General features: G+C 66.6%; 25 protein-coding genes. 21 read left to right on the top strand and 4 right to left on the bottom strand.

The genetic code is table 11. The features are described from left to right. Window positions 1–4 precede the first annotated feature (4 nt). Window positions 5–1,777: an EAL domain-containing protein gene (locus tag ACM0PK_RS14645; RefSeq protein WP_005416466.1), complete on the top strand. Its 1,773-nt coding sequence runs from the start codon at window positions 5–7 to the stop codon at window positions 1,775–1,777. Between the two features lie 93 nt (window positions 1,778–1,870). Here ACM0PK_RS14645 and ACM0PK_RS14640 read toward each other — a convergent pair whose 3' ends face one another. The 4 genes from ACM0PK_RS14640 to flgA all read right to left on the bottom strand — a co-directional run bounded on the left by ACM0PK_RS14640 (window position 1,871) and on the right by flgA (window position 4,555). Beyond that, on the bottom strand, window positions 1,871–3,091 hold the full coding sequence (locus ACM0PK_RS14640; RefSeq protein ID WP_414607323.1) for an ATP-binding protein: 1,221 nt from the start codon (window positions 3,089–3,091) through the stop codon (window positions 1,871–1,873). Between the two features lie 91 nt (window positions 3,092–3,182). After that, window positions 3,183–3,521, bottom strand: a complete 339-nt coding sequence (locus ACM0PK_RS14635; RefSeq protein ID WP_014037132.1) for a FlgN family protein — start codon at window positions 3,519–3,521, stop codon at window positions 3,183–3,185. Then, window positions 3,518–3,823: a flagellar biosynthesis anti-sigma factor FlgM gene (flgM, locus tag ACM0PK_RS14630; protein WP_005409579.1), complete on the bottom strand. Its 306-nt coding sequence runs from the start codon at window positions 3,821–3,823 to the stop codon at window positions 3,518–3,520. Before flgM ends, ACM0PK_RS14635 begins: the two co-directional genes overlap by 4 nt. 75 nt (window positions 3,824–3,898) lie before the next feature. Beyond that, the gene (gene flgA / locus ACM0PK_RS14625) at window positions 3,899–4,555 is read right to left on the bottom strand and encodes a flagellar basal body P-ring formation chaperone FlgA (RefSeq protein ID WP_414607322.1); all 657 of its coding nucleotides are present in this window, start codon (window positions 4,553–4,555) and stop codon (window positions 3,899–3,901) included. 231 nt (window positions 4,556–4,786) lie between these two features. Here flgA and ACM0PK_RS14620 point away from each other — a divergent pair, with 231 nt between their 5' ends. The 20 genes from ACM0PK_RS14620 to ACM0PK_RS14525 all read left to right on the top strand — a co-directional run bounded on the left by ACM0PK_RS14620 (window position 4,787) and on the right by ACM0PK_RS14525 (window position 24,596). After that, complete coding sequence (locus tag ACM0PK_RS14620) at window positions 4,787–5,731, top strand: chemotaxis protein (RefSeq protein ID WP_005416462.1); 945 nt, start codon at window positions 4,787–4,789, stop codon at window positions 5,729–5,731. A gap of 138 nt (window positions 5,732–5,869) precedes the next feature. Beyond that, a complete protein-coding gene (gene flgB / locus ACM0PK_RS14615) occupies window positions 5,870–6,265 on the top strand; it encodes a flagellar basal body rod protein FlgB (protein WP_005409576.1) in 396 nt (131 codons plus the stop codon). Window positions 6,266–6,268: 3 nt separating this feature from the next. Further along, window positions 6,269–6,676 (top strand): flagellar basal body rod protein FlgC, encoded by a 408-nt coding sequence (gene flgC / locus ACM0PK_RS14610; protein WP_005416461.1) that lies wholly within the window; start codon window positions 6,269–6,271, stop codon window positions 6,674–6,676. Between the two features lie 23 nt (window positions 6,677–6,699). Further along, complete coding sequence (locus tag ACM0PK_RS14605) at window positions 6,700–7,383, top strand: flagellar hook assembly protein FlgD (protein WP_005416460.1); 684 nt, start codon at window positions 6,700–6,702, stop codon at window positions 7,381–7,383. A 32-nt stretch (window positions 7,384–7,415) separates the two neighbouring features. Continuing rightward, entirely contained in the window at window positions 7,416–8,639 is a 1,224-nt protein-coding gene (gene flgE, locus ACM0PK_RS14600) for a flagellar hook protein FlgE (RefSeq protein WP_005416459.1), read from the top strand. Window positions 8,640–8,671: 32 nt separating this feature from the next. Next, window positions 8,672–9,421, top strand: coding sequence for a flagellar basal body rod protein FlgF (locus tag ACM0PK_RS14595; protein ID WP_188238623.1), 750 nt, complete (start codon window positions 8,672–8,674; stop codon window positions 9,419–9,421). Window positions 9,422–9,524: 103 nt separating this feature from the next. After that, entirely contained in the window at window positions 9,525–10,310 is a 786-nt protein-coding gene (gene flgG / locus ACM0PK_RS14590; protein WP_005416457.1) for a flagellar basal-body rod protein FlgG, read from the top strand. Window positions 10,311–10,332: 22 nt separating this feature from the next. Continuing rightward, window positions 10,333–11,025, top strand: coding sequence for a flagellar basal body L-ring protein FlgH (flgH, locus tag ACM0PK_RS14585; protein WP_414607321.1), 693 nt, complete (start codon window positions 10,333–10,335; stop codon window positions 11,023–11,025). Between the two features lie 2 nt (window positions 11,026–11,027). Continuing rightward, the gene (locus tag ACM0PK_RS14580; RefSeq protein WP_072166970.1) at window positions 11,028–12,170 is read left to right on the top strand and encodes a flagellar basal body P-ring protein FlgI; all 1,143 of its coding nucleotides are present in this window, start codon (window positions 11,028–11,030) and stop codon (window positions 12,168–12,170) included. A gap of 1 nt (window position 12,171) precedes the next feature. Then, window positions 12,172–13,371 (top strand): flagellar assembly peptidoglycan hydrolase FlgJ, encoded by a 1,200-nt coding sequence (flgJ, locus tag ACM0PK_RS14575; protein ID WP_072166969.1) that lies wholly within the window; start codon window positions 12,172–12,174, stop codon window positions 13,369–13,371. Window positions 13,372–13,379: 8 nt separating this feature from the next. Then, window positions 13,380–15,260, top strand: a complete 1,881-nt coding sequence (flgK, locus tag ACM0PK_RS14570) for a flagellar hook-associated protein FlgK (RefSeq protein WP_053496686.1) — start codon at window positions 13,380–13,382, stop codon at window positions 15,258–15,260. After that, a complete protein-coding gene (flgL, locus tag ACM0PK_RS14565; RefSeq protein WP_414607320.1) occupies window positions 15,257–16,459 on the top strand; it encodes a flagellar hook-associated protein FlgL in 1,203 nt (400 codons plus the stop codon). The genes flgK and flgL overlap by 4 nt, the downstream gene beginning before the upstream one ends. Before the next feature lie 399 nt (window positions 16,460–16,858). Further along, complete coding sequence (locus ACM0PK_RS14560) at window positions 16,859–18,076, top strand: flagellin (protein ID WP_005416451.1); 1,218 nt, start codon at window positions 16,859–16,861, stop codon at window positions 18,074–18,076. Window positions 18,077–18,148: 72 nt separating this feature from the next. Continuing rightward, window positions 18,149–19,339, top strand: a complete 1,191-nt coding sequence (locus ACM0PK_RS14555; protein WP_072166968.1) for a flagellin — start codon at window positions 18,149–18,151, stop codon at window positions 19,337–19,339. 86 nt (window positions 19,340–19,425) lie between these two features. Beyond that, window positions 19,426–20,604 (top strand): flagellin, encoded by a 1,179-nt coding sequence (locus ACM0PK_RS14550; protein ID WP_072166967.1) that lies wholly within the window; start codon window positions 19,426–19,428, stop codon window positions 20,602–20,604. 441 nt (window positions 20,605–21,045) lie between these two features. Continuing rightward, window positions 21,046–22,461, top strand: a complete 1,416-nt coding sequence (gene fliD, locus ACM0PK_RS14545; protein ID WP_061478707.1) for a flagellar filament capping protein FliD — start codon at window positions 21,046–21,048, stop codon at window positions 22,459–22,461. A gap of 128 nt (window positions 22,462–22,589) precedes the next feature. Next, window positions 22,590–23,006: a flagellar export chaperone FliS gene (gene fliS, locus ACM0PK_RS14540; RefSeq protein WP_005416447.1), complete on the top strand. Its 417-nt coding sequence runs from the start codon at window positions 22,590–22,592 to the stop codon at window positions 23,004–23,006. Continuing rightward, complete coding sequence (locus ACM0PK_RS14535; RefSeq protein WP_072166966.1) at window positions 23,003–23,296, top strand: hypothetical protein; 294 nt, start codon at window positions 23,003–23,005, stop codon at window positions 23,294–23,296. The genes fliS and ACM0PK_RS14535 overlap by 4 nt, the downstream gene beginning before the upstream one ends. Further along, complete coding sequence (locus tag ACM0PK_RS14530; protein WP_072166965.1) at window positions 23,293–23,871, top strand: PilZ domain-containing protein; 579 nt, start codon at window positions 23,293–23,295, stop codon at window positions 23,869–23,871. The genes ACM0PK_RS14535 and ACM0PK_RS14530 overlap by 4 nt, the downstream gene beginning before the upstream one ends. A gap of 92 nt (window positions 23,872–23,963) precedes the next feature. Next, entirely contained in the window at window positions 23,964–24,596 is a 633-nt protein-coding gene (locus tag ACM0PK_RS14525) for a response regulator (protein ID WP_005413261.1), read from the top strand. The last annotated feature ends 131 nt before the right edge of the window (window positions 24,597–24,727 follow it).

Here is a 24,727-nt window from a genome sequence, read left to right as displayed (position 1 = left end):
GCCTATGTGGAATCCCAACCTGCCCCCGGTCAGCATCGATGATGCCCCCGACCGCCTTGGCGCCGGCAACCCCGAGCTGCAGGCGATGGTTGCCGAGGCGGCCTCCGGCGGTATCGCGCTGATGCTGATGCACGTGGACATCGACCACTTCGCATCGGTCAACGAGAACATGAGTGCCGAAGTGGGCGATCAGGCGCTGGTGCTGGTGGCACAGCGCCTGCAGTCTTACCTGCGCGGGCGCGGCAAGCTGTGGCGGCATGGCAGCGACGAGTTCCTGATCGCGGTGCCGCGCACCGCCGATCTGCCGCTGCCGGAGGATTTCGCCGAGGAGATCCGCCAGCAGATGGAGCTGCCGCTGTCGGTGCTGCCGTACACGTTGTTCATGACCGGCAAGCTGGGCGTGAGCCTGTGCCCGGAACATGCCAGCAGCACCTCGCGCCTGCTCGACCATGCCGAGGATGCGCTGTACCAGGCCGCCCGCGAAGGCGGCAATGCCGTGCGCATCCATGCGGTGGACACCCCGCCGAGTGCGCACAGCGAGAGCATCATCGCGCGCCAGATCGTCGATGCCATTCCCAATGGCGAGCTGAAGCTGCGCTACCAGCCGCTGGTAAGCGCGCGCGACGGCCACGTGGTGGGCATGGAAGCGCTGCTGCGTTGGCAGTCGCCGACCCTGGGCATGCTGGTGCCGGAGCGCTTCATGCGCACCGCCGAACGCCTGGGCATCATCGTGCAGATCGGCACCTGGGTGCTGGAAGGCGCCTTGAAGCAGGCGCGGCTGTGGCGCGACCAGGGCTTCGATGACTTCACCATCGCAGTGAACGTGTCCACCCTGCAGCTGCTGCGGCCGAATTTCTTCGCCGAAGTGATGTCACTGCTGCAGGCGGCGGGCGTACCGGCGCACATGCTGACGCTGGAGATCAATGAGAGTGCGCTGACCAACAACGTCAATTTCGTCCACGAAACGCTGGCCAACCTGCGCAACGAAGGCATCAGCCTGAGCCTGGACAACTTCGGTACCGGCGACTCCAGCCTCAGCGCGCTGGTGCGCTACCCGGTGGACAAGCTGAAGATCGACCGCAGTTTCATCAAGAGCGCGCCGGCCGGCAATCGTGAAGCGGCCATCGCCCGCGCGATCATCGCCATGGGCCACCAGCTGGGCATGACCGTGATTGCCAACGGCGTGGAATCGCAGGCGCAGCTGGGCTTCCTGCGCCGCAACGACTGCGACGTGTTCCAGGGCTACCTGTTCGGCGAACCGATGTCGGCCGATGCCGCCGGCATGACCCTGCGCCGCCGCTACCTGCGCCCGGAAGCCTTCGCTGAGACACGTCCGGACCGGACGCTGCTGCTGCTGGATGATGAGGAAAACGTGCTGCGCTCACTGGTGCGCCTGTTCCGCCGCGACGGCTACCGCATCCTGGCCGCCGGCAACGTGCGCGATGCGTTCGACCTGCTGGCGATCAACGACGTGCAGGTGATCCTGTCCGACCAGCGAATGAGCGACATGAGCGGCACCGAGTTCCTGGGCCGGGTGAAGATGCTGTACCCGGATACGATCCGCCTGGTGCTGTCGGGCTACACCGATCTGAACACGGTGACCGATGCGATCAACCGCGGCGCGATCTATCGCTTCCTGACCAAGCCGTGGAACGACGACGAGCTGCGCAAGCACATCCACCAGGCGTTCCGCACGTACGAGGAACAGCGCCGCAGCAATGCCGGCCCGGCGCCGGTGGAGAGCGGAGATGGCGGCGAGGATCGCCCATTGCGGTAACCCTCCCCTCTGGTAGAGCCGGCCGCTGGCCGGCGGCTCTGGATATCGGGTTCAATGAGGTTGCCGGCCAGCGGCCGGCACTGCCAGAAGCGGTCAGCGCGGCTGCTTGACCGGCAGCACCACGCGGAAGCGCGAGCCCACGCCGGGCGTGCTGTCCAGGTCGATGCGGCCGTGGTGCTTGTTGATGATGCTGTAGGAGATCGACAGGCCCAGGCCGGTGCCACTGCCAACCGGCTTGGTGGTGAAGAACGGATCGAAGATGCGCTGGCGCAGTTCCGGCGAGATGCCACCGCCGGTATCTTCGAACTCGACCCAAACGTGATCGCCATCAACGCCGGTACGCACCGTGATCGTGCCGCGCTCGGCGATGGCATGGCCGGCGTTGAGCAGCAGGTTCATGTAGACCTGGTTCAACTCCGATGGCAGGCACTCCACCAGGGGCAACTGGCCGAACTCGCGCACCAGGGTGACCTTGTACTTGAGTTCGTTCCAGATGATGTTGATGGTCGATTCCAGGCCCGCGTGCAGGTCGACCAGCTTCCACGACTCGTCGCGGCCGGAATACGAGAAATCCTTCAGGTCGCGCACGATGCGGGTGACCCGCTCGATGCCTTCGCGCGATTCCGCCATCAGCTGCGGCAGGTCGCGGCTGATGAAATCGATATCCAGACGGTCACGGATATCATCGATTTCCGGAATCAGCGCTTTCGGGTCCGGCGCGCGCAGGGCGCGCTCGTAGGCTTCGATCACGGTGAACAGGCTGCGCAGGTATTCCTGCAGGCTGCCCAGGTTGGAGTGCACGTAACCGATCGGGTTGTTGATCTCGTGCGCGACGCCGGCGGCCAGCTGGCCGATCGACGCCATCTTCTCCGACTGCAGCAGCTTTTCCTGGGTGCCATTGAGGCGCAGGTAGGCCTGGCGCAGTTCGGCATGGCGCTGCTGCAGCTCGCGTTCGTAGTCTTCCTGCCCTTCGATGTGGCGAAACAGGGCGAGGAAATGCCCCTGGCCGACCGGACCATGGTGGTACAGATGGGCGATGACCACGCCCTCGCCCAGCGGCAGGCTGCCATTCCAGTGACCATGCTGGCGAGCCTGCTCCAGCGCATCGGGCGGCAGCAGTTCGCGCAGGCGCTGCGGCGGCGGCAACCCGCCGTCCTCGCCACCGGCCAGCAGGTTCTGTGCGGCCGGATTGGCCAGGGCCACCCGCCCGTCATCGGTGAACAGCAGCAGGCCTTCGCGCAGGCGCTCAAGCAGGGCCTGCAGCACCGGCTGCGGCGGAAGGGGGGCGGTAACCAGGGCGTTGGCAGCGGACACGGCGACTCGGGACGTTCGAACAGGCGCCCAATATACGCGGTCATGCAGCGGGCTTCAGCCCGCCGGGAGGGGTTATGCGACCGCCGTCGCCTCAGGCGACGGCGAGGGGCCGGCCGATGCTGACCGTGTGCGACTGGCCCTTGGCATCGTAGGCCGAGGCGTCTTCGGTGCGGCCGAGCTGGCGCAGCGCCCAGTTCACCTCGCGGCGGCGGCGCGACAGCAGCACGCCGTTGGCCCGGTTGCGCTCGGCCAGTTCCTGCAGCTGTTCGCCCTCGCCCACCGGTGGCGCGCCTTCCAGCGCACGCAACGCTTCCAGCTTGGCGCCGGTAGCCCGGATCAGGGCGTGCACGTCGTGCTCGACCAGGGCCTGGCGTTCAACGTCCAGGGCCTGGGCGAGACGCTGCAGCGGCTCGCTCATCGCCGCAGTCATCCGTGCAGCTGCTGGTCCAGATCGAGCATGCGCGATGCGATCGCGTCCGGATTGATCTTGTAGGTGCCGTTCTGCAGCGACTCGCGCACGGCGGCCACGCGCTGGGCGTCGATCGCCGGGGCGGTGGTCAGCTCGCGCTCGATGGCCTGCAGATTGGTGGCCTCACCGGTCAGGCGCAGGCTGTCGGCCGCCTCGACCGGGCGCGCCGCCGCATCGGTGCTGACACCGGGCTTGTTGGCCGGGGTCGTCACGCTGCGCAGTGCCTGGGGGACCTGCAGGTTGCCGTCGATTTTCTGGCTCATGGGGTGTCCTGGAGTTGCCGTTCACAAGGGATAACGGCCGCAGGGCCGTGATCTTTAGGGATATTTTGCGGTAATTCAACGCGCCACGATTACGTCACCTGCGGCATCGACCGTGCCTTGCACGATCCGCCGCGAGGACAGGTTCTCGACCGAGACCCGTTCGTTCTCACCGGCATCACCCATCGCACGGCCGGCAATGCGGACCTCGACCGAGCCGCGACGCGACACCAGGGCCACATTGTCTCCTCGCTTGATGAGACGCTGCACCACCAGATCGTTGTTCGACAGCAGGGCTCCGGCCTGCAACGGACGGCGGGCGACGCGGCCGATCGCTGCATTGGGATCGGACAGCACCGCGCCGGCAATCCGGGCAGCGTCACGCTGGGCAGTGGTGATATCGGCGGCAGTGAGGGTTTCTCCAGTGCCGATCCCGCGGTTGAGCACCAGTACGGTCTGGTTGCGCCGCACCTTTACCGGCACGAACAGGCGCCAGCCGCCCGCGTCCGGACAGCTGACTTCCACCGTGGTGTTGGCGGTGGGCTGCACCTCTAGCGCCCCCCCGCACTTCGGCAGGCGCAGCGCATCGGCCACCTGGGCCTCGCCCTCGCTGCCCGCCGGCAGCGTCGACAAGGCCGCCGCGCGGATGCTTGTCACCGGCTGCCAGTCGGCGGCAGCCGCCCACGGCGAGGCCACGGCCAGCGCGATGGCGAATAGAGATGTGACCCGGCACATGGCGCCTCCTTCAATCGGCAAGAGCTGGCCCAGGTGCGTGCAAGGGGTGTGCCAGAGGGGCACTTGTAGAGTCAGGCCATGCTCGACCGCTTTGCGCCCAATAGCCAGCCGAGCATCGCTCGAGGCTACAAGAGCCTCGGTCGAACATGGCGCGACACCACAATTGCGGTGTGGAGCGCGCAGTGGCAGAGCGCCCTCAAGTTTGGCACCCAACGCGCCGATACAGCAGCCATGTCCCATGACCTGCTCAACCGGATCGACCAGCGGACCCGCCTGGCCGGCCACAACCGCCTGGCGCTGCTGCTGTTCCGTCTCGGCGGACGTCAGCTTTTTGGCGTCAATGTCTTCAAGGTGCAGGAAGTCCTGCGGCGCCCGGAGCTGTTCCAGGTACCCGGCCTGCCCAGCCAGTTCGCCGGCGTGGCCGACGTGCGCGGCCGCTCGGTGCCGGTGCTGGACCTGGGCCTGGCCATCGGCCACCCCGAACGTGAGCCCGATGCCGATACCTCGCCGGGTTACCTGGTCGTCACCGAATTCAACCGCTCGATCCAGGGGTTCCTGGTCAGCGGCGTCGAACGCATCGTCAACATCGCGGTAGAAGACATCCACCCGCCGCCGGAGCTTGGCGCCGAGTCGAGCTACCTGACCGCGGTAACCCGCTTCCAGGGTGAGCTGATCCAGGTGATCGACGTTGAAAGCGTGCTGGCCGATATCGCCCAGGTCCGCGGTGACGCCGTACTCGATCCGGCGATGGCAATGCCCGCCGATGGCCCCCAGCTGCAGGTGCTGGTGGTGGACGACTCGCGCGTGGCCCGCCAGCAGATCCGCAGCGTGCTGGATCAGCTGGGCGTGGGTGCCACCCTGCTTTCCGATGGCAAGCAGGCTCTCGACCACCTCTTGCAGATCCAAGCCTCGGGCGAAAACCCCGCCGAACGCTATGCCATGGTCATCTCCGACATCGAGATGCCGGCCATGGACGGGTACACGCTGACGACGGAAATCCGGCGCCATCCGGGCCTGGCCGGCCTCTACGTGCTGCTGCACACCTCGCTGTCGGGTGTCTTCAACAACGCCATGGTCGAGCGTGTCGGCGCCAACGCCTTCGTCGCCAAGTACTCGCCGCATGAGCTGGCTGACTTCGTGCTGGACCGCCTGCGCAAGGTGGCGATGGCGGCCTGACGGCCACTGATCCGGTAGTGCCGGCCGCTGGCCGGCAACCGCAGATCCATCGGGGAGCCGGCCAGCGGCCGGCACTACCCTCTCGAATTTGGCACACCCCTTGCAGCTTCCCGGGCAACGTTCCCGTGGGAGTGCACCGTGCGCAACCTGATTACCGACTACCTGGGCGTCCACGCCCAGGCCATGCCGTTGCGCGAACAGCGGATGAAGCTGATCGCCAGCAACCTCGGCAATGCCGACACGCCCGGCTACAAGGCCCAGGACCTGGACTTCGATGCCGCCCTGCGCCATGCCCAGGGGCAGGATGCCAACGGCCTGATGGCCACCACCCATGAGCAGCACTACGAAATCAGTAGTGGCCTGAACCCGTTCCAGATCGCGCGCGAGGGCGTGCAGCCCAGCCTGGACGGCAACACCGTCGATCCCGATGCCGAGCGTGCCGCCTATGGCCGAGCCGCGCTCGAGTACCGCGCCTCGCTCAGCTTCGTCGAGAGCAAGGTGCGTTCCATGCTGACCGCGATCACGGGGCAATAAGCCATGAGCAACCTGCCGATCTTCGATATCGCCGGCTCCGCGCTGCAGGCGCAGTCGGTGCGCATGAGCACCATCGCCTCCAATCTCTCCAATGCCGACACCGTCGCCGGTTCTGCCGACGCCGTGTACAAGCCGCTGGAGCCGATCTTCCAGGCCGTCACCAGCAAGAACGATCCCAACATCACCTCGGTGAAGGTGAAGGAGATCACCCAGAGCGAGGCGGCGCCGATCAAGCGCTACGAGCCGGGCCACCCGCTGGCAGACGCCGATGGCTACATCTACCAGCCCGACGTCGATCCGGTGGCGCAGATGGTCAACCTGATCTCGACCTCGCGCAATTACCAGGCCGGCGTGGAGATGTTGACCACCGCCAAAGAACTGGCCCTGGCCACCTTGACCATGGGCCGCTGAGGCCCGCAGCACCGGATACCGCCATGACCACCGCCGTCAACAATCAGACCAGCCAGGACGTCTATTCCGCGCTGGGCCTGAACGCCCCCAACAGCAACGCCACGAAAAAGAAGAACACGCTCGACCAGGCCGACTTCCTGCGCCTGATGACCGAGCAGCTGCAGCACCAGGATCCGCTGAAGCCGATGGACAACACGCAGATGGTCGCGCAGATGGCGCAGATGTCCACCGTGCAGGGCATCACCGATCTGAACAAGACGGTGAAGGGCTTCCAGGAATCGATGGCCAGCGACCAGGTGCTGCGTGGCGCGGCGCTGGTCGGCCACCAGGTGCTGGTGCCATCGGAAAAGCTGGTGCTGGAGAAGGAAGGCAGCGTCGAGGGCACGGTGGCCGCGCCGTCGGCCGGCATCATCACCGTGGATATCACCGATGCCACCGGCGCCAAGGTCACCTCGCTGAGCGTGGAAGCCAAGGCAGCAGGCGAAACCGCCTTCCAGTGGGACGGCAAGGACGCCAACGGCAAGCGCATGGAACCGGGCAAGTATTCCATCGTTGCCAACCATGTCGATACCGCCGGCAAGAGCACCAAGCTGTCCACCTATGTGCAGGCGCCGGTGGAAAGCGTGACCGTCGGATCCGACGGCCTGTACCTGAACCTCAAGGGCCTGGGCACGGCCCCGATCGACTACGTGCTCCGCGTCAGCTGAGCCGCACATCCCGCATCAACCAGGAGCATCCCATGGGCTTCAATGTCTCGCTGTCCGGCATCAATGCCGCCAACACCGACCTGAGCGTCACCGCCAACAACGTCGCCAACGTCAACACCACCGGCTTCAAGCAGTCGCGCGCCGAGTTCGCCGATCTGTTCGCCTCCACCAGCTACGGCCTGTCGAAGAACCAGACCGGCTCGGGCGTGCGCGTCTCCAACGTCGCCCAGCAGTTCATCCAGGGCCACAACGAGCAGACCGGGCGCAGCCTGGACATGGCCATTTCCGGTGAGGGCTTCTTCACCATGAACATGAACGGTTCGCGTGTGTACTCGCGTGCCGGCAACTTCCAGACCGATTCGGCCGGCTACGTGGTCAATCCGCAGGGCGCGCGCCTGCAGGTGTTCGCGCCGAATGCCGATGGCACCAACTTCGACGCCGGCCGCCTGGTCGACCTGCAGTTGCTGACCACCGACAGCCCGCCGAAGCAGACCAGCGAAGTGAAGGTGGGCTTCACCCTGCCGGCCAACGCCAAGCAGCCGACCGTGGCCACGTTCGACCCGACCGACTCCAACAGCTACAACCACTCCAGCGGCGGCATCACCGTGTACGACTCGCTGGGCGTGAGCCACATCCAGGTCTCGTACTTCGTGAAGGGCGCCAACCCCAACGAATGGACCGTGCACAACTATGTCGATGGCCAGCCCGCTGGCACCCCGACCGCAGTCACCTTCGACAACAGCGGCAAGCTGACCGCCCCGGCCAACGGCAAGGTTGGCCTCGGCACCTTCACCCCGACCACGGGCGCTGGCCAGCTCAACATGACGCTGGACATCAGCGGTTCGACCCAGTACGGCGAGAAGTTCGCCCTGCGCAACACCCAGCAGGACGGCTATGCCGCCGGCAAGCTCAACGAGATCACTGTGTCCGAGTCGGGCGTGGTCTATGCGCGCTACTCCAACGGCGACGACAAACCGCTGGGCCAGGTCGCACTGACCACCTTCAACAACACCCAGGGACTGGAATCGAAGGGCAACAACCTGTGGGTGGAGACCTTCGAGTCAGGCACGCCGCGCACCGGAATGCCGGACACCTCCAATCTCGGCAAGATCCAGGCCGGCTCGCTGGAAGCGTCCACCGTCGATCTCACCGAGCAGCTGGTCAACATGATCACCGCGCAGCGCAACTTCCAGGCCAACGCGCAGATGATCACCACGCAGGACCAGATCACCCAGACCGTCATCAACATCCGTTGATGAGCTGCTGACCCTGTCACGGAACTCCCCGCATGGATAAAGCCCTTTACGTGGCGATGACCGGTGCCCGCGCCTCCCTGCAGGCGCAGGGAACGCTCAGCCACAACCTCGCCAACTCGGACACTCCTGGCTTCAAGGAAGCGCTGGCCAACACCGAAGCCTTCCCGATCAAGGGTCCGGGCTTTGCCTCGCGGGTAGATGCGCTGCACGTCGACGCCGGCTTCAACCGCCGGCCCGGCGCGCAGCACATCACCGGCAAACCGCTGGACCTTGCACTGCAGAGCGGCACCTGGCTGGCGGTGCAGGCGAGCGATGGCAGCGAAGCGTATACGCGTGGCGCAGCCCTGTCGGTGACGCCGAACGGCCAGCTGGTGACCTCCAGCGGCCGCACGGTGCTGGATGACAACAACAACCCGATCGCCATTCCGCCCTACCAGGCGATGGAGATCGGCGCCGACGGCACGATCTCGATCATCCCGCAGGGCGAAGGCCCGCAGACGATGGCGCAGATCGGCCGGATCAAGGTGGTGCAGGCGCCGGACGAGCGCCTCGAGCGCGGCCTGGATGGCCTGTTCCGCAACACCGACCCGCGCCAGCCGTTCGCACCGGCACAGGGCACCGCCGTGCACAGCGGGCAACTGGAGGGCAGCAACGTCGATGCCGCCGGTGCGCTGGTGCAGATGATCCAGCTGCAGCGCCAGTACGAAATGCAGGTTCAGGTGATCAAGCACGGCGACGACAACGCGCGCAGCGCCAACAGCCTGCTCCGCCTGGGCAGCTGACGGATTTCCGGCGCCGCCCGGGCGCGGCGCTGGCACACCGCTTGCACACCCGCTACCAAGGGCCGCATTGCGCGGCCGGCTTCACCCAGACAGGACTCCGAAGATGAACCAGGCATTGTGGATCGCGAAAACCGGACTGGATGCGCAGCAGATGCGCATGTCGGTGGTTTCCAACAACCTCGCCAACACCAACACCACCGGCTTCAAGCAGGACCGCGCCAGCTTCGAGGACCTGCTGTACCAGCAGGTGCGGCAGCCGGGCGGCTCTTCGTCGGCGCAGACGCAGCTGCCGACCGGCCTGCAGCTGGGTACCGGCGTGCGCGTGGTCGCCACCGCCAAGAACTTCGAGCAGGGTGGACAGCAGCAGACCGGCCGCGCACTGGACGTGATGGTCAACGGACGCGGCTTCTTCGAAGTGCAGATGCCCGACGGCAGCTCGGCCTACACCCGTGATGGCTCGTTCAAGATCAACCAGGACAGCGAGCTGGTCACCAACAGCGGCTACCCGGTGCAGCCGGGCATCCAGATTCCCGAGGGCGCGCAGTCGGTCACCATCGGCAGCGACGGCACCATCAGCGTGAAGATGGCCGACAACGCCGCGTCGGTGGAAGTCGGTGCGCTGACCCTGACCGACTTCGTCAATCCGGCCGGCCTGCAGGCGCGCGGCGAGAACCTGTTCCTGGAAACCACGGCCTCGGGCCCGGCACAGAACGGCAATCCCGGCCTGAACGGTCTCGGCACCGTGGTGCAGGGTGCGCTGGAAGGCAGCAACGTCAATGTGGTGGAAGAGCTGGTGTCGATGATCGAAACCCAGCGCGCCTACGAAATGAATGCCAAGGCGATCTCCACCACCGACTCGATGCTCGGCTATCTCAACAACAAGATCTGACCGGCCCAACCGGGAAACCGCCATGTCGCCCATTTCCAACCTCGCCCGTACTGCCCTCGCCTGCACCGTGGTCGCCCTGCTCGGTGGCTGCGTGATCGCGGGCGACGTGCGCCCCTATCCGGCGATGGGACCGATCCAGCCGATCATGCCGCCGCAGGCCGCGCCCACCGCCGGTGCGATCTACGCCGCTGGCCCGACCCTGCAGCTGTATTCGGACCGCCGCGCACGCGATGTCGGCGACCTGCTGACGATCACCCTGCTGGAAAACACCACCGCGCAGACCAGCGCCAACACAGCCACCAACAAGGAATCCAACCTGAGCCTGGGCACGCCGTCCATCCTTGGTGCGCCGGTCACCCTGGGCGGCAAGGACATCCTCAGTGCCACCGCCAAGGGCGCGCGTGACTTCACCGGCAAGGGCAACAGCGCGCAGAGCAACCGCCTGCAGGGCAGCGTCACGGTCACGGTGATCCAGCGCCTGCCCAACGGCAACCTGGTGGTGCAGGGGCAGAAGAACCTGCGGCTGAACCAGGGCGATGAACTGGTGCAGGTGCAGGGCATCGTGCGCCCGGGCGACATCAGCCAGGACAACACCATTCCCTCCAGCCGCGTGGCCGAGGCCCGCATCGTCTACGGCGGCCGCGGACCGGTCGCGCAGTCCAACGCGATGGGCTGGCTGAGCCGCTTCTTCAATTCCGGCCTGACGCCGTTCTGAGTATGGCCATGAAACTCTTCTCCTCTTCTTCCTGGCAGCGACGCATGGCGTCGCTCTACTGTGGCGTGTTCATGGTCTTCGCGGTGGCCGCCCCGGCCAGCGCCGAGCGCATCAAGGACCTCGCCCAGGTCGGCGGCGTGCGCGGCAATGCGCTGGTGGGCTATGGCCTGGTGGTCGGCCTGGATGGCAGCGGCGACCGTACCAGCCAGGCGCCCTTTACCGTGCAGAGCCTGAAAAACCTGCTCGGCGAGCTGGGCGTGAACGTGCCGCCGAACGTCAACCCGCAGCTGAAGAACGTGGCCGCCGTGGCGATCCACGCCGAGCTGCCGCCGTTCGCCAAGCCCGGCCAGCCGATCGACATCACGGTGTCTTCGATCGGCAACGCGGTGTCGCTGCGCGGCGGTTCGCTGCTGATGGCCCCGCTGCGCGGCGCCGATGGCCAGATCTATGCCATCGCCCAGGGCAATCTGATCGTGGGTGGCTTTGGCGCGCAGGGCAAGGACGGTTCCCGTGTCTCGGTGAACGTGCCCAGCGTCGGCCGTATTCCCAACGGCGCCACCGTGGAGCGTGCCCTGCCCGATCCGCTGGCCAACGGCGGCGACATCACCCTGAACCTGCACAACAATGATTTCACCACGGTCTCGCGCATGGTCGCCGCGCTCAACAACGCGTTCGGCGAAGGTGCGGCACGCGCGATCGATGGCGTGACCGTCGCCGTCACCGCACCGACCGATCCGGGCGCACGCATCGGCCTGCTGGCGCGCATCGAGAACCTTGAACTGACCCCCGGCAGCGCCCCGGCCAAGGTGGTGGTCAATTCGCGCACCGGCACCGTGGTCATCGGCCAGCAGGTGCGGGTCGGCCCTGCGGCGATTTCGCATGGTTCGCTGACGGTGACGATCCAGGAGAACACCAACGTCAGCCAGCCCAATGCGCTGTCGGGCGGCCGTACCGTGGCCAGCCCGCAATCCACCATCACTGCCACCAACGACGGCAGCCGCATGTTCAAGTTCAGCGGCGGCACCACCCTGGACGAGATCGTGCATGCGGTGAACGCCGTGGGTGCGGCACCGGGCGACCTGATCGCGATCCTGGAAGCCCTGAAGCAGGCCGGCGCACTGAGTGCCGAGCTCGAGGTGATCTGACATGCGCATCAATCCCGCATTCGACCTGCACCCGGCGCAGCAGAACGATCCGGCGAAGATCGACAAGGTCGCACGCCAGCTGGAAGGCCAGTTCGCACAGATGCTGGTCAAGAGCATGCGCGATGCGAGCTTCGGCGACTCGCTGTTTCCCGGCGAGAACAAGATGTTCCGCGACATGTACGACCAGAAGATTGCCGAGGCGATGACCCGCGGCAAGGGCCTGGGCCTGTCCGGCATGATCACCCGCCAGCTGTCCGGCCAGGCCGCCGAAGGTCCGGCACTGGATACCCGCGTGGATCCGGCCAAGGCCAGCCGCGCTTACCAGCTCAACGCGCCGGCCAGGCCGGCACCGTCGCTGCCCCTGGAAGATGGCAGCCAGGCCGTGCGCATGCTGCAGCAGATGGCCGCAGGCGCGCAGCACGGTGCGCAGGCCGCGCTGGCACCGATGGAGCAGGCACTGGACCTGATCGCCGGCCGTGAGAGCAGCGGCCTGCACCGCTCGCTGGGCACCGAGGATCCGTACATCGGCAGCCTGCAGGGCGAGGACTGGGCCGCCAACAGCGACCAGTGGACGGCGACGGCCAGCAATCGCGGCACGGCCATGAGCCCGGCCGATGCCCTGGCCACGCGCACCGCCGTCGCCCAGCTCGGCGAGCATACCCCGGAGGGCTTCGTCGCCAGCATCTGGCAGCACGCACAGAGCGCGGCCAGGGAACTGGGCGTGGATGCCCGCGCCCTGGTCGCCCAGGCAGCGCTGGAGACCGGCTGGGGCAAGCGCCACATCAAGCATGCCGATGGCAGCACCTCGCACAACCTGTTCGGCATCAAGGCCACTGGCTGGAACGGCCAGCGCGCCACGGCCGGCACCCATGAATATGTCGATGGCGTGCGCCGCAACGAAACCGCCAGCTTCCGCGCCTACGGTTCAGCGGCCGAGAGCTTTGCCGACTACGTGCGCCTGCTGAAGACAAGCCCGCGCTACCAGCAGGCCCTGCAGGCCGGCACCGACGTGCAGGGCTTCGCCCGTGGCCTCCAGCGCGCCGGTTACGCCACCGATCCGCGCTACGCCGCCAAGATCGCTGCGATCGCCGGCGGCCCGACCATCGAGCGCGCCGTAGCCGCCGTGGCCGACGCCGGCTCGCGCCTTGGCCAGACCTTCGCCAGCACCGCGACCGCGGCGCTGGGTATCACTCGTCGTTGAGGAACACCATGTCCAGCGTACTTTCCACCGGTACCGGTGCCCTGCTCGCCTTCCAGCGAGCGTTGGCGACCACCAGCCACAACGTGGCCAACCTCAATACACCCGGCTACAGCCGGCAGAAGGTCAACTTCGCCACCGCCGATCCACAGAACTATGGCTACGGCACGGTCGGCAACGGCACCCGCATCACTGACATCCGTCGCACGGCCGACCAGCTGGCGATCTCGCGCCTGCTCGACAGCAGCGGTGAGCTGGCGCGCCTGAAGCAGCTTTCGGGCATGGCCGACCGGGTCAACGCGCTGTTCTCCGATGCTGCCACCAACGTGGCTGGCGTCTGGTCGAACTTCTTCGACTCGGTCAGTGGCCTGTCGTCCAACGCGGCCGGCACCGCCGACCGCCAGAACATGCTCGACGGTGGCAAGGCGCTGGCCAACCGCTTCGTGCAGCTCAACACGCACCTGAACAATCTCAACAGCGAGGTCAACAACGGCCTGCTGGCCGGTGCGACCGAGGTCAACCGCCTTGCGCAGGAGATCGCGCAGATCAACGGTGCCATCGGAACCAACATCGCCTCGGCTGCACCGGACCTGCTCGACCGCCGCGACCAGCTGATCACCCAGCTGATCGGCTACACCGGTGGCACCGCGGTGATCCAGGACGGCGGCATCATGAATGTCTACACTGCCGGCGGCAACGCGCTGGTGGTGGGTACCACGGCGACCAAGGTCACCACCGTAGCCGATCCTTACCAGCCCGAGCGCCTGCAGTTGGCACTGGAGACCCAGGGCAACACCATCCGTCTCGACCCGAAAGCGGTCGGTGGCCAGATCGGGGGCCTGCTGGAATTCCGCGACACCGTGCTGACGCCTGCGCAGGCCGAACTGGGCAAGCTGGCGGTGGGCCTGGCCGAGAGCTTCAACCAGGTCCACCACCAGGGTGTGGATCTGTATGGCCAGATGGGCGGGGACTTCTTCAACATCGGCAGCCCACGCGTGACCGGCAACAACAGCAATACCGGAACCGCCAGCCTCAGCGCCACCTATGGCGACCTGGGCAAACTGGACGCGCAGAACGTGGTGCTGCAGTTCGATGGCACCACCTGGAAGGCCAGCCGCGCCGACACCGGCGCCAGCATTCCCCTGACCGGTACCGGCACCGCCGCCGATCCGCTGGTGATCAACGGCGTGAACCTGGTCGTCGGCGGCACCCCGGCGGCCAATGACCGCTTCCTGCTGCAGCCCACCGCCGGCGTGGCCGGCAGCCTGGAGATGGCCATCACCGATCCGTCGCGCATTGCCGCGGCCGCCGCAGTCAAGGGCGCAGCCGCCACCGCCAACACCGGTACCGGCAAGCTGAGCGGCGTCACCGTCACCGATTCGGCCAACGCGAACCTGCGCAATCCGTCGGCGATCGTGTTCACCTCGGCGACCACCTACACCATCGACGGTGGCCCGCCTCAGACCTATACGCCTGGCCAGACCATCAGTGCCAACGGCTGGAGCTTCGTACTGGACGGTGCGCCGAAGGTGGGCGATACCTTCAACATCACCCCGACCCCGGCCGGTTCGTCGGACAACAGCAATGCCTCCAGGCTGGCCAAGGTGGAAAGCACGAAGGCCTTCAACGCCGGAACGGTGACACTGAACGGTGCACTGGGTGGCCTGACCACCCAGGTCGGCGCCGCCGCCCGCTCGGCCGAGTACTCGCTCGATGCGCAGCTGGTGATCAATGACAAGGCACAGGAAGCCCGCGACGAAGTCTCCGGCGTGAATCTGGACGAAGAGGCCGCCGACATGCTGCGCCTGCAGCAGGCCTACCAGGCTGCCTCACAGCTGATTTCCACCGCCGACAGCATGTTCCAGACCATCCTGGGGGCCGTCCGCCGATGAGCAGCCGCATCTCCACCAGCATGATGTTCAACCAGTCGGTGTCGCTGATGATGGCCAAGCAGGCCAAGCTCAGCCACCTGGAGCAGCAGATTGCTACTGGCAGCAAGATCGTCAGCGCCAAGGACGATCCGGTTGCCGCCGGCACTGCAGTCGGCCTTGACCGCAGCCTGGCCGCACTGGACCGCATGAAGCTCAACGCCGGCAATGTGCAGAACCGCCTGGGCGTGCAGGAAAACACCCTGGCGCAGGTCAACGACCTGATGGCGCGCGTCAACGATCTGACCATCCAGGCCAGCAATCCGGCACTGAGCGCGGCCGACAAGAAGACGCTGATCACCGAGTTCAACCAGATCCGCGATGGCCTGCTGTCGCTGGCCAACGCCGACGATGGTACCGGCCGCTACGTGTTCGGTGGCACCAACGACGGTGACCCGCCCTTTGCCAAGATCAACGGCAAGGTCGTCTATCGCGGCGACCAGACCCAGCGCCAGGTTGAAGTCGGCCCCGATACCTATGTGCGCGACGCCCTGCCCGGCAGCGAGATCTTCATGCGTATTCCCACCGGCGACGGCTTCGTTGACGGCAGCGCCGCGGCCGGCAACACCGGCAACGGCGTGCTGACCAACATCACCCGCGACGGCAGCGACAGCTGGAACGGCCAGGGCTTCAGCGTGCGCTTCACCACCGGCACCCAGTACGAGGTGGTGGATGGTGCGGGCAACGTGACCGGCACCGGCACCTACAAGGCTGGCGACGACCTGGAAGTGAACGGTGTACGCCTGCGCATCACGGGTGCACCCGCAGCGGGCGACAGCTTCAGCGTACAGGCCGCCAGCAGCCGCGACATCTTCGCCACCATGGACAACCTGGTCGCCGCGCTGGGTGCCGACACCGGTACCACCGCGCAGATGACTGCGCAGCAGAATCAGTTGCAGAGCGCACTGCGCGACGTGGCGCGCGCCTCGGAGCGGATGATCGATTCGCGCGCTGCGGGAGGCGCGCAGCTGAAGGCGCTGGACAACGCGGCGGACATGCGCGAGGCCAATGGCGTGACCCTGAAAACCACGCTGTCGCAGATGCGCGACCTGGATTACGCCGATGCGCTGAGCCAGTACCAGCTGCAGAGCACCGCACTGCAGGCGGCGCAGACCATCTTCTCGCAGATGCAGTCGATGTCGCTGTTCAACAAGCTGCGCTGACGCCACGCCCGAGTCAGTCCCGAAAGGCCGCGATGCCCTGCATCGCGGCCTTTTTCGTTTGCGCGCCTGCCCGCCGCCACGCGGCCCTCAGGCCATCTCCGGCCGATGTTCCGTGATTGCCCATCAAGCCGGGTCGCACCCCGCCGATACCTTCATCAGCGCTGGTCAGGCCCTGCCCGACCGCCCCTCCCGGGGTCGCTTCCATCCTGGCAACAAGGCTGAAAACCCCGGGAAAACAGCTTCAGGCAACGAATTCCGGCTTCAGCGGAATTCACGGCTAAAGGTTGTTGACAAAGCGCCGTTATTCATTTGGCAACGGCGAAGCACACAGCCACACAAAAAAACAGGCGGCGCTTCGTTTCATTCACCAACGGGTTCCATATAAGAGGAGACGACCCCATGGCACAGGTAATCAACACCAATACGATGTCGCTCAACGCTCAGCGCAACCTGAGCACCAGCGGCAGCTCGCTCGCTACCACCATCCAGCGCCTCTCGTCCGGCCTGCGCATCAACAGCGCGAAGGACGACGCGGCCGGCCTGGCCATCAGCGAGCGCTTCACCACCCAGATCCGCGGTCTGGACGTGGCCATCCGCAACGCCAACGACGGCATCTCGCTGGCCCAGGTCGCCGAGGGTTCGCTGAACGAAGTCGGCAACAACCTGCAGCGCATCCGCGAACTGGGCGTGCAGGCCTCCAACGCCACCAACTCGGCCAGCGACCGCAAGGCCCTGCAGGCGGAAGTGACCCAGCTGGTCTCGGAAATCGATCGTGTGGCCAAGCAGGCCGACTTCAACGGTACCAAGCTGCTGGACGGCAGCTTCACCAGCCAGCTGTTCCAGGTGGGCGCCAACGCCGGCCAGGCCATTGCCATCAACAGCGTGGTCAACGCCAAGGCCGATTCGCTGGGGGCTGCCACCTTCGCCAACGGCTACACCGGCACCGCGCTGGCGGTGGACAAGGCCACGGCCGACACCACCTACTCCGGCCTGCAGGTCTCGGTCACCCCGCCGGGCGGCACCGCCACCACGGTCACCATCAGCGACTTCACCGTGAAGGCCGGCGAGTCGATCACCTCGGCCACCGCTGCGGCGATCAACAACAAGCTGGGTGAAACCGGCGTGGTGGCCTCGGTCAATGCCGGCGTCATCAGCCTGGCTTCGGTCAAGGATGGCCAGACCTTCGCCCTGGGCGTCAGCGCGGCAACCCCGCCGGCCGGCGTCACCGCCGCGACCATCGCCGGCCTGGGCCTGACCGAGACCAGCACCAACGGCGGCACCCTGACCGGTGCAGCGGCCAGCTTCGTCAAGGACCTGAACGTCACCACCGCCGAAGGCGCACAGAAGGCGATGTCGATCGTCGACAAGGCCCTGGAATCGGTCAACAGCGTCCGCGCCGACCTCGGCGCGATCCAGAACCGCTTCACCTCGGTGGTCGCCAACCTGCAGACCTCCTCGGAGAACCTGTCCGCATCGCGCAGCCGCATCCGCGATACCGACTTCGCCAAGGAAACCGCCGAACTGACCCGCACCCAGATCCTGCAGCAGGCCGGTACGGCCATGCTGGCCCAGGCCAACCAGGTACCGCAGAACGTGCTCAGCCTGTTGCAGCGCTGACATGAGCCGCCCCCGGGGCACGTCGGGGGCGTCTGACCCAACTCACGTGCAACCGCTCAAGGACCTCTCCTCATGGCACAAGTCATCAACACCAATACGATGTCGTTGAATGCTCAGCGTAACCTGAGCACCAGCGGCAGCTCGCTGGCTACCACCATCCAGCGCCTGTCCTCCGGTTCGCGCATCAACAGCGCCAAGGACGACGCCGCCGGCCTGGCGATCTCCGAGCGCTTCGGCACGCAGATCCGCGGTACCGACGTCGCCATCCGCAATGCCAACGACGGCATCTCGCTGGCCCAGGTCGCCGAAGGCTCGCTGACCGAGATCGGCAACAACCTGCAGCGCGTCCGCGAGCTGTCGGTGCAGGCCGCCAACGCCACCAACTCGGCCAGCGACCGCAAGGCCCTGCAGGCCGAAGTGACCCAGCTCGTCTCGGAAATCGACCGCGTCGCCAAGCAGTCGGACTTCAACGGCACCAAGCTGCTGGACGGTTCGTTCTCCAGCCAGCTGTTCCAGGTCGGTGCCAACGCCGGCCAGGCCATCGCCATCGACAAGACCATCGATGCCAAGGCCAACGCCCTGGGCGGCGCCAAGTTCGACACCAACTCGCTGGCCCTGGCCGACCCGGGCACCAACGCCGACCTCAAGGTCACTGGCCTGCAGATCAATGGCGTGACCATCGCCGACGTCGATGTCAAGCAGGGTGCCGACGCCGCTGCCACCGGCAAGGCCTCCCGCGAGGCGCTGGTGACTGCCATCAACGCCAAGATCGGTGAGACCGGTGTCTACGCCGAAGTGAACGGCACCGCTGGCGTCACCCTGACCTCGGTCAAGGACAGCGTCAACGCCGATGGCTCGTTCAAGGCCATCACCGCTTCTGTGGGCACCTGGACCGGCGCTACCGCACCGACCTTCACCGCCACCACTGCTGCTGCAGCGCCGGCCGCGAAGTACGCCAGCAACCTGGACGTCAGCACCGTGAAGGGCGCCCAGCAGGCGATGGAAATCGTCGACAAGGCCCTGGGTGCGATCAACAGCACTCGTGCCGACCTGGGCGCCGTGCAGAACCGCTTCACCTCGGTGGTGGCCAACCTGCAGACCTCGTCGGAGAACCTGTCGGCTTCGCGTAGCCGCATCAAGGACACCGACTTCGCCAAGGAAACCGCAGAACTGACCCGCACCCAGATCCTGCAGCAGGCCGGTACGGCCATGCTGGCCCAGGCCAACCAGGTGCCGCAGGGCGTGCTCAGCCTGCTGCGCTGATCCGCTTACTGATCGACCTCCGGGCGCTGCATGACGTCGCGCCCGGATCCTGAAACACGTTCCACCTTCGCCAAAGGAAATGCACCATGGCACAAGTCATCAACACCAACACCATGTCCCTGAATGCTCAGCGCAACCTGAGCACCAGCGGCAGCTCGCTGGCCACCACCATCCAGCGCCTGTCCTCCGGTTCGCGCATCAACAGCGCCAAGGACGACGCCGCCGGCCTGGCGATCTCCGAGCGCTTCGGCACGCAGATCCGCGGTACCGACGTCGCCATCCGCAACGCCAACGACGGTATTTCGCTGGCCCAGGTCGCCGAAGGTTCGCTGACCGAAATCGGCAACAATCTGCAGCGCGTCCGCGAGCTGTCGGTGCAGGCCTCCAACGCCACCAACTCGGCCAGCGACCGCAAGGCGCTGCAGGCCGAAGTGACCCAGTTGGTCTCGGAAATCGACCGCGTCGCCAAGCAGTCGGACTTCAACGGCACCAAGCTGCTGGACGGCACCTTCTCCAGCCAGCTGTTCCAGGTCGGCGCCAATGCCGGCCAGGCCATCGCCATCGACAAGACCATCGATGCCAAGGCCGGCTCGCTGGGCACCTCGACCTTCGCCACTGGCGCGACCGCCGCCCTGGCCGCCAGCACCGACGGCGCACGCTTCTCCGGCACCGTGATGGGCGTGGACATCGGCACGGTTGAAGTCAAGGCCGGCGCCACCACGGCGGATGCCTCCAAGGCCGTCGCCACCGCCATCAACGCCAAGATCGGCGAGGCCGGCATCTACGCCGAAGCCAATGCCGACGGCTCCCTGAAGCTGAGCTCGGTGAAGGAAGGCAAGGCCGTTGCCGCTGCCGATATCGCCCTGATGCGCAGCGACTACGACGCCACCGCCAAGACCTGGGGCACCGCAGCGGCTGCCGGCGCCTACACTGCTGGCACCGACACCTCGGCCAACGTGCAGAAGCTGGACGTGAGCACCGTACTCGGTGCCCAGCAGGCCCTGGAAGTGGTCGACAAGGCCCTGGGTGCGATCAACAGCACCCGCGCCGACCTCGGTGCGATCCAGAACCGCTTCACCTCGGTGGTGGCCAACCTGCAGACCTCGTCGGAAAACCTGTCGGCATCGCGCAGCCGCATCAAGGACACCGACTTCGCCAAGGAAACCGCAGAGCTGACCCGCACCCAGATCCTGCAGCAGGCCGGTACGGCCATGCTGGCCCAGGCCAACCAGGTGCCGCAGGGCGTGCTCAGCCTGCTGCGCTGATCCACGGCAAGAAGGCGCCGCTACCGTCGGGTCGAACCGACGGTAGCGGCAACCGGGAAGCCACGATGCACGAAGGCGCGGGCCATGCCCGGCCCGGGATCAGTCCCGAACCGGCTTGGCATCGCCCGCTCCTGCGGACCTCTCTTTCAGCGCTGTACCTTTGACTGTACGTACCGGGCGGCTTCGTCTCCCCCCGATTGTCAGTAGCCTGATCCCTCCCCTGCATTGGGGGAGGGCTTTTTGCAGACTCCCGGCAGCCCGCGGTGAACCCACCCGCACCCTGCCCCAGCTCTCCTGCAACCCGCGTGCCAGAACCTGCGCCAGGCGAGTGGCACGGCACGTGCATCAACGAAGTCCTCAAGACCCAGCGGCGCAGGCCGCTATTTTCGTTGACGACGGGCCAGCGCACGACGGCCGGGCCCGGATACCAGGAGAAACGACGTGGCAGACTTTGGATACGGTGGCATTGGCTCGGGACTGGATATTTCCAGCATCGTCAACCAGCTGGTCGCAGCTGACCGCAAGCCCGCCGACAATGCGCTGAACCTGCAGCAGTCCAAGGCCAAGATGCAATTGTCGTCGATCGGCACCATCACCTCGGCCTTCGACAAGCTGAAGACGGCGCTGACCGCACTGAAGGCCACCACCGCGTTCGACACGCGCACGGTGACCGCCAGCAAAGGCGGCGACAAGGGCACCGACGAGATCCTGACGGCGTCGGTCGCGCTGTATGACGTTGGCACCACCAAGGCTGCGGCCTCCAACGGCACGCACGTGGTCAATGTCACCTCGCTGGCCACCGCGCACAAACTGATCGCCGATACTTCGGTACCCAAGACCGACACGTTTGCTGCCGGAACCTTGACGCTGACCGTTGGCGTGGGCGACAAGGCCAAGACCATGAACGTGGAGGTGGAGGACGGCGACACGCTGACCACCATCCGCAACAAGATCGATGCGGCCGGCCGCAAGGAAGGCGTGCAGGCCACCCTGATCAGCTCCGGCGACAACCAGTACCTGTCGATCGCACAGGAGAAGACCGGTGCCGCCAACGCGATCAAGCTCGAGTACGCAGGCAGCGACGCCAAGCTGGGGGGGCTGGTCAACAGCCTGAAGCAGAACACCGCCGCCGCCGACGCCGAGCTGACCATCGATGGCGTGAAGGTCGTCAGCGCCAGCAACACCGTGGCCGATGCGGTTCCGGGCCTGACCCTGAACCTGAAGATGCCGGGCACCAGCACGGTGACCATCAGCACCGACACTGCGGCGGCCACCAAGGTGATGCAGGAGTTCGTAACGGCCTACAACGCCGCACTGGCGGCGATCAACACCGAAACCAAGTACGACGCCAAGACCAAGGAAGCCTCCACGCTGACCGGCGATGCGCAGATGCGCGGCGCCACCAGCCAGCTGCGCTCGGTGATGTCGAGCGTGCTCAAGGACCTGGCCGGTGACAAGCTCGATGCCAAGGCGATCGGTCTGGATACCCGCGGCTACCCCAATGCCGACGGCACGCTGATCCTGGACACCACCAAGTTCGCCGCCGCACTGGCCAGCCAGCCGGAGAAGATGCGCCAGGCGATCACCGGTGATTCCGGCGGTGCCGGCAAGCTGTACACGCTGGTCGACGGCTATGTCAGCACCACGGTCGGCAAGGAAGGCGCGTTCGTCGCGCGCACCAAGGGCCTGAACACCACGCTGGACAACATCGACAAGCGCCGCAAGGACCTCGACACGCGGATGAAGAGCGTGGAAGAGCGCTACAAGAAGCAGTTCATCGCGCTGGACAGCCTGATGGGCAAGTTGCAGCAGAGCAACACGGCGCTGCAGCAGCAGCTGGCACAGTTGAACCGCTGACGATGCGTGCGTGGCACTCAAGTTTGCCGCGCAATGCACCGATAACGGACGCAACAGCAATCATCGCCGCGCCGCCGGCACCGATCCCCACGATCACCCGACGGCACCCCGCGCAAGGAGAATCACGAATGTACGGTTCCAGCCGTCAATATGCCGAGCAGTACCGCCAGGTGGGAGTGACCAGTGCGGTCGCCGATGCCGATCCGCACAAGCTGGTGGCGATGCTGCTGGCCGGCGCGCTGGAGCGCGTGCGTCGCGCCCTGGCCAGCCTCGAGCGGGGCGACCAGGCCGGCAAGGGCAAGGCGATCGGCGAAGTCTGCGCGATCGTCGGCCACCTCAACGGCTCGCTGGACCATGAGGCCGGCGGCGAGATCGCCGGCAACCTGTCGGCCCTGTACGATTACGTGCTGCAGCGCCTCACCGAAGCCAACCTGCACAACGACCGCGCCGCGCTGGATGAATCGCTGCAGCTGCTGGGCGAGATCGACAGCGCCTGGAACGCGATCCCGCACGAACAGCGCCGCCCGGCCGCGGTGGCGCCATGAGCCTGCCCGAACTGCACGCGCAGCTGGATGCCTTCGAGAAGGCACTGGGCGATGATGCCCTGGACCAGGCCGACAGCCTGCTCGACGGGCACGACAGCACCCTGCATGCCCTGCTCAGCCAGCCGCTGACCGCTGCGGACCACGGGCCGCTGAGCGCCCTGTTCGAGCGCCAGCAGAGCCTTCTGGGCCTGCTGCGCCAGCGCCGCGATGCAGCGGCCGCACTGATGAATGACGGCCAGCGCTCGCTTCGCGCCGCCCATGCCTACCTGCAGGCAGGATCGCTGGCATGACCCAGCTGCCGGCCACGTCGCTGCACCATCCTGCCGAAAGCGAGCTGTTCGACGAAACGCTCAGCTGCGAGCTGGCCCTGCCGGCCGAGTTCCAGGCGGGCAGCGCGGCCGGACGCACCAGCGGTGCCGAAGGCCTGCTGCGCAGCCTGGCACTGGTCGAAGACAGCCGTGTTGACGAGCACGACGAACGCAACGAGGCCACCCTGCAGCTGCAACGCCTTGAAGCCAAGCTGGACCTGGCGATGGTGCTGCTCGGCCGCTTGGTGCGCCAGCAGGGCCTGGAACTGCCCCTGCGCCCGGTGCGCTGGTCGCGCCGTGGCATCCGCCTGCAGCTGGGCCCGCGCAGCGGTGCCAGCCCCGGCCAGGCCGGCGTGGTGCGCCTGCAGCCCAGCGACTGGCTGCCCGACCACATCGACCTGCCGGTGGAAGTGATCGCCGAGGCAGCCGACGGCGGCGGCGGCCACTTCCTATGGCTGCGCTTCCAGCGCCTGGGCGACGGCCTGGAAATGGCCATGGAGCGGCACCTGTTCCGACTGCACCGCCGCCAGGTGGCCGAGGCACGCCGGGCGCGCTGAAAGCTGCCACCATCACGCTTGGCGGGCAAGCCTCGGCGCGCCCGTTCAGCTAAGTTAAGGTGGACTCCCCTACACGGATCTGTTGCGTGCCTGTGCGAGTTCTCATCGTCGACGATCACACCCTCGTCCGCGCCGGCCTGGCGCGGCTGCTGCAGGGGTTTGCCGACGTGCAGCTCGTCGCCGAGGCCAGCAACGCCGAACAGGCATTGCAGCTGGCCCTGCAGCACGCGCCGGATGTGGTGCTGATGGATCTCTCGTTGCCGGGCCGCACCGGCCTGGAAGCGCTCAGCGACATCCGCCTGCGCGCCCCCGGCACCCGGGTGGTGATGATGACCATGCACGACGATGCCGCGCATGTGCGCGATGCCCTGGATCGTGGCGCGGTCGGGTTCGTGGTGAAGGATGCAGCACCGCAGGAGCTGGAACTGGCGCTGCGCGCCGCGCATGCCGGCCAGGTGTTCCTGAGTCCCCAGATCTCGGCCAAAATGCTGGCCCCCATGCTGGGCCGCGAGAAGCCTACCGGCATTGCCGCGCTGTCGCCGCGCCAGCGCGAGATCCTGCGCCGCATCGGCAAGGGCGAAAGCAACAAGGAAATCGCCGCCGACCTCGGCATCAGCGTGAAGACGGTGGAAACCCACCGCGCACGCATGATGGAGTCATTGGGCTGCCGCCGCGCCAATGACCTGTTGCTGCTGGCCGCGCGCCACCAGCACGAGCTGGAGTAAGCGCCAGTAGCGGGCAAGGCCCTGCACTGACGACGAATTCCCGTCACCCCGACATTCCCTGACAGGAATCCGTACACCGGCCGCCGCGAACCCCGCCGCTTCGGCACGACGAATCAATGACTTGGCGGCCC

Source organism: Stenotrophomonas sp. FR010 (genome assembly GCF_047520755.2).
Lineage (GTDB): Bacteria > Pseudomonadota > Gammaproteobacteria > Xanthomonadales > Xanthomonadaceae > Stenotrophomonas > Stenotrophomonas sepilia.
The sequence above is the reverse complement of the archived record's forward strand: the minus strand, read 5'-3'. Positions and strand labels throughout refer to the sequence as shown.

Coding starts and splice junctions, on each gene's coding strand:
- ACM0PK_RS14645 (WP_005416466.1), top strand. CDS start 5: ATGTGGAATCCCAACCTGCCCCCGGTCAGCATCGATGATGCCCCCGAC.
- ACM0PK_RS14635 (WP_014037132.1), bottom strand. CDS start 3,521: ATGACTGCGGCGATGAGCGAGCCGCTGCAGCGTCTCGCCCAGGCCCTG.
- flgM (WP_005409579.1), bottom strand. CDS start 3,823: ATGAGCCAGAAAATCGACGGCAACCTGCAGGTCCCCCAGGCACTGCGC.
- flgA (WP_414607322.1), bottom strand. CDS start 4,555: ATGTGCCGGGTCACATCTCTATTCGCCATCGCGCTGGCCGTGGCCTCG.
- ACM0PK_RS14620 (WP_005416462.1), top strand. CDS start 4,787: ATGTCCCATGACCTGCTCAACCGGATCGACCAGCGGACCCGCCTGGCC.
- flgC (WP_005416461.1), top strand. CDS start 6,269: ATGAGCAACCTGCCGATCTTCGATATCGCCGGCTCCGCGCTGCAGGCG.
- ACM0PK_RS14605 (WP_005416460.1), top strand. CDS start 6,700: ATGACCACCGCCGTCAACAATCAGACCAGCCAGGACGTCTATTCCGCG.
- flgE (WP_005416459.1), top strand. CDS start 7,416: ATGGGCTTCAATGTCTCGCTGTCCGGCATCAATGCCGCCAACACCGAC.
- ACM0PK_RS14595 (WP_188238623.1), top strand. CDS start 8,672: ATGGATAAAGCCCTTTACGTGGCGATGACCGGTGCCCGCGCCTCCCTG.
- flgG (WP_005416457.1), top strand. CDS start 9,525: ATGAACCAGGCATTGTGGATCGCGAAAACCGGACTGGATGCGCAGCAG.
- flgH (WP_414607321.1), top strand. CDS start 10,333: ATGTCGCCCATTTCCAACCTCGCCCGTACTGCCCTCGCCTGCACCGTG.
- ACM0PK_RS14580 (WP_072166970.1), top strand. CDS start 11,028: ATGGCCATGAAACTCTTCTCCTCTTCTTCCTGGCAGCGACGCATGGCG.
- flgJ (WP_072166969.1), top strand. CDS start 12,172: ATGCGCATCAATCCCGCATTCGACCTGCACCCGGCGCAGCAGAACGAT.
- flgK (WP_053496686.1), top strand. CDS start 13,380: ATGTCCAGCGTACTTTCCACCGGTACCGGTGCCCTGCTCGCCTTCCAG.
- flgL (WP_414607320.1), top strand. CDS start 15,257: ATGAGCAGCCGCATCTCCACCAGCATGATGTTCAACCAGTCGGTGTCG.
- ACM0PK_RS14560 (WP_005416451.1), top strand. CDS start 16,859: ATGGCACAGGTAATCAACACCAATACGATGTCGCTCAACGCTCAGCGC.
- ACM0PK_RS14555 (WP_072166968.1), top strand. CDS start 18,149: ATGGCACAAGTCATCAACACCAATACGATGTCGTTGAATGCTCAGCGT.
- ACM0PK_RS14550 (WP_072166967.1), top strand. CDS start 19,426: ATGGCACAAGTCATCAACACCAACACCATGTCCCTGAATGCTCAGCGC.
- fliS (WP_005416447.1), top strand. CDS start 22,590: ATGTACGGTTCCAGCCGTCAATATGCCGAGCAGTACCGCCAGGTGGGA.
- ACM0PK_RS14535 (WP_072166966.1), top strand. CDS start 23,003: ATGAGCCTGCCCGAACTGCACGCGCAGCTGGATGCCTTCGAGAAGGCA.
- ACM0PK_RS14530 (WP_072166965.1), top strand. CDS start 23,293: ATGACCCAGCTGCCGGCCACGTCGCTGCACCATCCTGCCGAAAGCGAG.